General features: G+C 38.9%; 7 protein-coding genes. 6 read left to right on the plus strand and 1 reads right to left on the minus strand.

The window, feature by feature from the left end:
• Positions 1-152 precede the first annotated feature (152 nt).
• Complete coding sequence (locus tag GSM42_RS14215; protein WP_160802193.1) at positions 153-545, minus strand: hypothetical protein; 393 nt, start codon at positions 543-545, stop codon at positions 153-155.
• Positions 546-1916: 1371 nt separating this feature from the next.
• On the opposite strand from GSM42_RS14215, the gene GSM42_RS14220 reads away from it, so the two are divergent.
• The 6 genes from GSM42_RS14220 (at position 1917) to GSM42_RS21030 (ending at position 5764) form a co-directional block, all read left to right on the plus strand.
• Complete coding sequence (locus GSM42_RS14220; RefSeq protein WP_160802194.1) at positions 1917-2567, plus strand: N-acetylmuramoyl-L-alanine amidase; 651 nt, start codon at positions 1917-1919, stop codon at positions 2565-2567.
• Positions 2568-2916: 349 nt separating this feature from the next.
• Positions 2917-3555 carry a pyrophosphatase PpaX gene (gene ppaX, locus GSM42_RS14225; RefSeq protein WP_160802195.1) on the plus strand — a complete coding sequence of 213 codons (639 nt, stop codon included), beginning with the start codon at positions 2917-2919 and terminating at the stop codon, positions 3553-3555.
• A 41-nt stretch (positions 3556-3596) separates the two neighbouring features.
• Entirely contained in the window at positions 3597-3971 is a 375-nt protein-coding gene (locus tag GSM42_RS14230) for a globin domain-containing protein (RefSeq protein ID WP_160802196.1), read from the plus strand.
• Positions 3972-4030: 59 nt separating this feature from the next.
• Complete coding sequence (gene fni / locus GSM42_RS14235) at positions 4031-5062, plus strand: type 2 isopentenyl-diphosphate Delta-isomerase (protein WP_237446614.1); 1032 nt, start codon at positions 4031-4033, stop codon at positions 5060-5062.
• Positions 5063-5420: 358 nt separating this feature from the next.
• A complete protein-coding gene (locus tag GSM42_RS14240; RefSeq protein ID WP_160802198.1) occupies positions 5421-5642 on the plus strand; it encodes a hypothetical protein in 222 nt (73 codons plus the stop codon).
• The gene (locus tag GSM42_RS21030) at positions 5639-5764 is read left to right on the plus strand and encodes a hypothetical protein (RefSeq protein WP_275402156.1); all 126 of its coding nucleotides are present in this window, start codon (positions 5639-5641) and stop codon (positions 5762-5764) included. The genes GSM42_RS14240 and GSM42_RS21030 overlap by 4 nt, the downstream gene beginning before the upstream one ends.
• Positions 5765-6192: the final 428 nt, after the last annotated feature.

Genomic DNA, 6192 nt, shown 5'->3' on the forward strand with positions numbered 1-6192 from the left:
AGGCTTGTTTGGCATGCTTTTCAATCTACCAATTTTCATGTAGGGGTGGCATCGATTCTGAAATTGCCTGCTCCATCCTGCATGTAATGTACAGAATGGAGCAGAGCCAGAAACTCTTTCGACAAGAAGAGGAACGAGAGGCATTCAGTGAGTTACTCGTGAAGCATGATCCTCTGGTTGGTTCCGGCAATGACGAGGTATCCCTGTTCGTCGAACGAGAGCCACACTCCGAGGGTGAAACACTTCCTATAGCGATGATCCCCGAATGAGTTCTCGTTGCCGAAGAACTTCACCACGAAGCCATAGGCAGTTCCGGCTCGGAGTTGGCTGCTGTCGTTCAGCGACTTGGGATTCGCCATGAACCGGTTCCCCTGCTCGTCGACCGTCACGATGTGATCGTCGGTCATGTACTCCTTCACACCGTAGCCAGATGGAGTACTGCATCCGCGAAATTGCACACATGTGGTCGTTGTCTCCAGCATGAGCCATTTGTTGGAGAGGATGGAGAAACGATCCGGAGAGGTGGGATCGATGAACTCAGCCATCACGGTTCCTTTTCTTGGGTTGTGGTTCTGACCTTTCTTACCCTACACTATACCTTGTATTTAATAATTTTAAAAGTGTTCTTATGTTCACTTTTAATAGGAGTAGTGAGACGGTAGCTGCTCTCGTCCGATGGTGTGTACCCTCTTATTCCTCGAAAGCTGTACTCCTTGTTTGAGTATTCCTTTACATTCAATTTCTCTTAACTTGATGGCTATGCCTTCTAACCCCTCTTTTTACCTCAAATAGGGTTACAAAACAAATATTTTGTAACCTATTATGCTTCCGCAGCCCAGAACCCTTATAAATAAAGGCTTTTCAGTCTCAAGAAAATCTCCTGTTTCTCGCTCCAAAACCAATTGAGAAATCCTAAAACAAATATGATTCACATATCAAACCAGCCTCATCTCCCTATCTGTTTTTTCTACACATAAACGAAAGGACATGAAGCAGATTGATAAAATTGCGATAACCTCCATTCTTCTCTTCTAAAAATATGAAAAATAGGTTATGATTAGGAGTGATCCATATCCTCGGAGTTGAAGAACTATCGAAAGGTTCGAACTATGAGTGGTGAAACGTGTAGCTGTGGTGGAGATCCCAATTTCTGCGGCTGCCCTGCGATCCCTAGGATTCCAAAGCAGAAGAACAACAAGAACAACAAAAACAAGAAGTAATAACAGCACACAACCTTTGACGATCTGATCGTCGTGGAATCAAAGTCTGGGCAGTATAACTGCTGTCCAGACACCAAAAAATGAGGGAAGTACATAGAGCGAGTCATCCAACGGATGGCTTTTTGCTTTTGCAACCTACTAGCTGCTTAACCACATTCCCAATCAATGCAACGACTGTAGGAAATCTGATACCTATACAAAAAAGTGCAGAAAAAAACAGAGGAGAATCACGAAAAGGATTTTCAACTGGTTAAGATAGTGGATTGGGATACAGAAACTGAGTTTTCATGATGTCTATTTTCAAGATTGGAGTAAGATTCGAATTTCTTCCGTATCTGTAACTCTGATTTCTCCATCTAAAATTGGAGTCAGAAACCAATTTGATAACAAATAGTTCGGGAAATTAAATTAAAATGTGTATTCTTCCTATGGCTTGTTTTGTCTTCTACGGTGAAGAGTATAAGTTGATTCCATCTATTTTCACATTGAAATTTATTATTAAGGTTTGTCTGTTTTGCGGAGCAACATTGGAGAATAATTATACAAATTTTTAGAACAAACAGAATAATATACAAGGAAAAGGGAACTATCAAATTGTTGATTCATTTTTCAAAATAATAGTATAATATCAATTAACACAAAGTAATCTTACATTTTTATCATCCTTTCGAAATAACTCAGGAGAATACGATTATAATGAAAAATTCTTTTTTGGTCATTTTTGCGCCGTGTTTATTCATTTTGGCGTTAGTAATAGGTCTCGTGATAACACAGGAATCTAATGTTGAAATTAAAAATCTGTCCCTTCCATCACAAAATTCCAAAATACGAACGAAACAAGTCACTCATGTGCTAATTCATTTTATTTCAAATGCCGCAATCAAACCTCAGAATCCCTATCATATACAAGAAATTTATCGTATTTTCGTTAACTCTGGGACTTCTTCCCATTATACGATTGCACGAGACGGCACCATCTACCTTTTGGTAGATGAAAATCGAGTTGCATTTCACGCAGGAAAAGGAGAGCTGCCGGGATTACCAGCATATAAAAATAAAATGAATGAGTATTCTATCGGGATAGAATTATTAGGAATTGGAACCCGCAATGAAATGTTGCCCATGATGTCAGAGAGTACATACCATTTGATCTCATCTAAAAATATAGGATATACAGATGCTCAATACCGTTCACTAAACATTTTATTGAATAAGATATTTAAACATCATCCATCTATTAAAAAGGACAGAAAACATATTATAGGACATGATGAATACGCACCTAATAGGAAAACGGATCCCGGAAAGTTGTTTGACTGGTCACGTCTGTGGTTTATTAAAAGTTAATACAGAACACAAAAGTGTTAGTGCAAGAAATCAAGGAACCATAAACAGAAATTACTGCTAATTCAAAAAAAAGAGAGGAACTGCTTAATAAAAGAGAATTTTGAAAAAACCCGATTTCATCAATACTAATAAAATACTTTACGATTAGAATTAATTACATGATCATAAGCCAATTTTATCTGTATAAGAAAATTGGCTTTTTTAATTATGCATTTCTTAGGATATGATGTTATCCGCTCGTTGATTTGGTTATTAACGGTTTTAAATCCGTCATTAGCTTTTGTTATTGGATGAAAGAATTAGGAAACCACCTATTATTTGTAGTACCATTAGAGAGAGGTGATTCATTATGCGATATTCCACAGTCCTATTTGATTTGGATGGTACACTGATCAATACAAACGAACTCATATTAGCTTCTTTTGAACATACGTTTGATATTCACTGCCCCAATAAATTTACAAGAGAAGATGTCATGCCAATCATGGGAGAGCCATTGACAGATCAGATGCATTTTTTTGATCCTGTTCAAGCAGATGAAATGGTAAAAACATACCGTTTGTTCAATGAAACGGAACATGACCGATTAGTAGAAGAGTTCCCTCATGTCCTCTCCTGTTTAGAAAAATTATATGAATACGGAATAACAATGGGTGTCACTTCCAACAAACGCCGCGTAGCAGTAGAGCAAGGACTAAGACGTTTTGGCATGGAGAAATGGATGAAAACCATAATTTGTGAAGGGGAAGCAGAACGCAATAAACCTCATCCTGATATGTTGCTTCTGGCAATGGAACAGTTACATGTAAGTGCCAAGGAAACGCTTTTTGTTGGAGATAGTCGCTATGATATATTAGCAGCTGAGCGTGCAGGTATTGATTCTGTTGGCGTTGCATGGAGTTTGCACGTAGAAGATGTCAAAAATCATCAGCCTACCTATTGGATCGAAGAAATGCGAGAGCTTTTGGAAATTGTAGGAGTGGAATGAAACGAATTGTTACATAGATATTTAGAAAGGGAATATATATCATGCAATCTGTTTATGAAAAAATAGGAGGGGCAGCGACGATTCAAAAAATCGTAGAAGCCTTTTATCCTCGTGTGCAAGCACATCCTGAGTTAAAACATTTATTTCCCGAAGATCTCACTGAAACTATGGAAAAGCAATTTCTTTTTCTCAGTCAATTTTTTGGTGGTCCTCCTATCTATACAGAAAAAAGAGGTCATCCTCGTTTACGAGCAAGACACCTTCCCTTCCCTATCTATCCAAAAACTGCTGAGGCATGGTTAGCTTGTATGGCTTCTGCACTACAAGAAGTCGGTATGGATGAGAAAGTACGAGAAGAAATGTGGGACAGGCTTGTAATGACTGCTTATCATATGATTAATCAAGAACACGAATAAGTTCGGTATGGATGAGTATTTTGCTAGCTTTAATTGAAAATAGGAGCGATGGATGGATAATGGCACCACAACAAGATACAAAACAACGCAAGGCTGAGCATGTACAGATTGTATTAAATGAAGATGTAACAGGGAAAGGAATTACGACTGGTTTTGAACGATATCGCTTTGAGCATCAAGCACTACCTGAGATCGATTTTGATTCGATCTCTCTTCAAACAAACTTCTTAGATAAAACCTTAGCTACTCCCTTGTTAGTAAGTTCAATGACAGGCGGAACACACGAAACGGGCAATATAAACCGTGTTCTTGCTACTGCCGCTCAAGAAAGAGGCTGGGCTTTAGCTCTTGGTTCCATGCGTGTTGCGATTGAAAATCCAGAGACACATGCAACATTTCAGATGCGTCCTTTTGCACCTGATATACCTATACTTATTAATCTGGGTGCTATCCAATTAAACAGAGGGATAGGTTTAGATCAGTGTCGTCAGATTGTGGAAATCGCTGATGCAGATGCACTTATTCTTCATCTAAACCCTATGCAAGAAGTATTTCAACCGAACGGAGATACCAATTTCGCAGGACTACTGCAAAAAATAGAAGCGCTATCCAAGAAACTGGATGTACCTGTCGGAGTGAAAGAAGTGGGCTGGGGTATACATGGATCACTAGCAAAACAACTATACGATTGTGGTGTGCATTTTATCGATGTTGCAGGTGCAGGTGGTACATCTTGGAGTCAGGTAGAGAGCTTTCGCTCCACTCCTATCTTAAAAAGAGCAGCAGATGCCTTCTTAGACTGGGGTATTCCAACGGCTGATTGTATATATGATGTTAGAAAGAAAGTACTAAATGGATTTTTGATTGCCAGTGGTGGTCTTCAGTCAGGTGTCGATGTTGCCAAGTCCATCGCCCTTGGAGCAAATCTTGCTGGCTTTGGCCGTTTTTTACTTCGCGATGCAGTAGATGAGCCATCCAAATTAGTAGAACGAATGGCTCAAGTGGAACTCGAATTAAAACTAGCCATGTTTGGTGTAGGTGCAGTTACCATTGATTCATTGGGTCACAAGTTCATTAACAGAATTGGGTAATCCATCTTAAACTATCCCATTGCCCAGAAACAATTAGACTTCACACATTCCATTTCAAGGGTAGATGAACAGAATAAAAATCTATCCTTTCTTCTCTTTAGCGCTCTCTTTTATTTACAACACCAAGTTTGAGGGAGACCATCATACTATCAAGTTAATAACAAAATAGTCCCTGAAAATAAAAAAACACCCTGCTCTTTCTTCAATAAATAGAAACAGCAGAAGTTGTTTGCCGTCTTGTGATTGTCTACTATTTATGTTTTTTAAAAGATAGAGTTGTTTCATTATTATAAGAAATATATACTACTGACAGGGAAGAAATCTTCCTACTCAACATATAAAGACAGAAAGATCAACCATGGCTAAGCTTATGGGCAATAAGGCAGAACAGAAGAAGATCCTGGATCGTCTCATCGCTATTGATCCGAAGAGTGATGCCGCTAAGCAGTTTACCGAAGATATTCAGCCGGCATTTCTAGCATCTACAAATGTGTGGATGGTCTTACCAAGCAACAGCAGGAAACTGTTGAAGTCTGTGCGGGAGAGATCTTCCTTGTTTGCGGTGGTCCAGAGCGGATGAAGGAAGCCGGCATGGGCATCAAGATCAACGGCAAGGCGGTACCTGCCCATGAACACCTCAACGAGGCCGTTACGTTTGCGAAGAAACTTCAGAAGGAGCTCAAGAAGCTGCTTAAGAAGTAACATGGTATGACTGAATTAAGGTCGTGGACAGCAAAAGTTGTCCACCACCCCGTAATTTTACCACATGTTTTACACTTCGAATTTATTGCATAAATATTAGGGAAATTTCCCTTATCATACCAAAGAGCTTTCTGAGTTGAAACTAAGCGATATATTCCTAGATAATCAAGTAAATAAACAACAAGAATAACCCGGTTGTTTCGAGCCTATGGATACATAATACGTCATTCCCTTTTTATTTTAAATTAGAATACAGATTGAAAACATAAAGTATTTGCCGCAAATAATTATACAGAAGATTATGATACAGTTGGCATACTATATAAGATAAGGGCGACTGATTACTATAGAAATATGAGCACACCAGCATCCAGTTAGGGAGGTAATGGAACCATCTATGTAACTTTCTGACGTCACAAAAAAAACGA

Origin of the sequence: Shimazuella alba, assembly GCF_009831235.1 — a bacterium.
Classification (GTDB): Bacteria; Bacillota; Bacilli; order Thermoactinomycetales; family Thermoactinomycetaceae; genus Shimazuella; species Shimazuella alba.

Coding starts and splice junctions, on each gene's coding strand:
- GSM42_RS14215 (WP_160802193.1), bottom strand. CDS start 545: ATGGCTGAGTTCATCGATCCCACCTCTCCGGATCGTTTCTCCATCCTC.
- ppaX (WP_160802195.1), top strand. CDS start 2,917: ATGCGATATTCCACAGTCCTATTTGATTTGGATGGTACACTGATCAAT.
- fni (WP_237446614.1), top strand. CDS start 4,031: ATGGCACCACAACAAGATACAAAACAACGCAAGGCTGAGCATGTACAG.
- GSM42_RS14230 (WP_160802196.1), top strand. CDS start 3,597: ATGCAATCTGTTTATGAAAAAATAGGAGGGGCAGCGACGATTCAAAAA.
- GSM42_RS21030 (WP_275402156.1), top strand. CDS start 5,639: ATGAAGGAAGCCGGCATGGGCATCAAGATCAACGGCAAGGCGGTACCT.
- GSM42_RS14240 (WP_160802198.1), top strand. CDS start 5,421: ATGGCTAAGCTTATGGGCAATAAGGCAGAACAGAAGAAGATCCTGGAT.
- GSM42_RS14220 (WP_160802194.1), top strand. CDS start 1,917: ATGAAAAATTCTTTTTTGGTCATTTTTGCGCCGTGTTTATTCATTTTG.